The 1,824-nt window shown below is 31.8% G+C and carries 1 protein-coding gene and 1 pseudogene; both read left to right on the forward strand.

All coding sequences use genetic code 11. The annotated features are described in order from the left end of the window. Nucleotides 1-103: 103 nt before the first annotated feature. Nucleotides 104-1,147, forward strand: coding sequence for a DUF3883 domain-containing protein (locus ACWPV5_RS10165; protein ID WP_219967424.1), 1,044 nt, complete (start codon nucleotides 104-106; stop codon nucleotides 1,145-1,147). Nucleotides 1,148-1,246: 99 nt separating this feature from the next. Then, nucleotides 1,247-1,824, forward strand: a pseudogene (locus tag ACWPV5_RS10170) (DUF6994 family protein); the annotation flags it as partial.

Consider the following 1,824-nt stretch of genomic DNA (forward strand, 5'->3'; position numbering starts at 1 on the left):
CAATCAGAACAAAAAAATATTCTGATTTGACAATGTTTAATATTTTTAGTATCATTCAATCAGAACGAAAAAATGTTCCGACTGAAAAAGAAAGAGATAAAATATGTATACTATTTCAGAATTATTACCACCAGCTGTTGAAGGTCAAAAAGCATTTATTTTGGATCATGGGAAAATAGAAGATGATGGTCAATTGAAATATGCAGATGATGCAACTAGTTATGGATGGAATATTCATCAATATGGGAAATTAAAGATGGGAGCTGTTGTATTAAACCGCCATCCAGGTAAAATTACTAAAGATCGTAAATGGGAAATTTACGGGGGAGGTTATGTCGAGAGCATTTCCGAACCAGATGAGGACGGTAATGTTATTGCAGTAATTTCACATGCTTTCAAGATAGAACCTCCAATTAGACAGGGAGATTCTTTTATTGAAAATTACGAATGGAAAACACCGAGTAAGAAAAAACGAAAAAAAACAAATTCATGGTTGCATTTTTGGGATCAATACGGAATGAATGAAATCTCATATGAAGACTTTGTAGCACTAATGGAAGATCGTCTAATTATTTCTATTGATTCTATTGAATCTATCTATCGCACGTCAGTTAATCCTGATTTTACAGCTGCTGAATGCAAAGAATTTGAAAATGTAGAGGATTTTACAGTACTTATTGATGAAGATGGACCTAGACGTTCAACCAAACCTAAGAAACATAAATTTACTGGGCGTAAAATTGATTGGGAACTTGAAAATAAATCAAAACAGAGGACTGGTGTGGCAGGTGAAGAAATCGTCTTTGATTTACTATGTAAGGAAGCCGAGGAGAAGGGGTTGAAACTACCTGAACATGTATCAAAAACAAAAGGTGATGGTCTTGGTTATGACATTTGTTTTTGGGATGAAAATGGAGAAGAAGTCCATATTGAAGTGAAAGCATCAAAACTAAAGTTTTCGGATGGTTTTGAACTGAGTTCTAATGAATTAGAGGCATCTCGCGCTGGATTTCCATATAAAATATATTTTGTTTATGACTTAAATATTGAATCAAAACAGTGCAAAATTAAAATTTATGATGGACCTATTACGGAAAACTCATTTAAGCTAGTTCCTAGTTCTTATAAAGTTTATCTAAATTATTGATGTTCTATACTATGTATAATTGGGCTAGTAATTTAATTTTTAGGGATAATTGCAATGTGGATCGTAATTTTAGAAATTAAGTAAGGATGATATTTTAAAATGGAGAAATTAAAGACTATATATCAGTGTGAAGGTTTTGGTGATTATTATAAAAGTGTGTTAAATGGTGGCAAATATGTTGATCCCGACTGTATAGATGATATCAATACACCTTATTATAATTTTTTAACAGAATTTCTAAAAAAGAGAGAGAGTGAAAGTTGTTATGAAAATAAATTCTCTTTTGTTCCTCCTAAAAATGCTAAACTAACCACTGATGATGAGAAAAACTTAAAAGACAATGACGAGTATAAAATTGTTGTGAAACAAGATGATGAGGAGTTATTCAGACTAACTTCAGATCAATTTGGTTTCTCCGGGAATGAAGGTATTTATCGGCAAACTTATGGGCATCTCAAGTATCCCTTAGCTAGAATTAATTATTTATCTAAGAGTGAATCTAACGAATCTAAAGTTGAGAGAAAGCAAGTTTTAAACATTTTAATTGATTATGTTCAAAATACCAGAACACTTGGTGGATCTTTTATTTGGCCTGTACCGAATAAAAGTGAAGGATATCGGAATAGTAAGTATAATTTAAATCGTGGGGTAGGTTCTTATATAGAAGATAGAGTGGA

The organism is Streptococcus sp. Marseille-Q7156 (assembly GCF_965119495.1).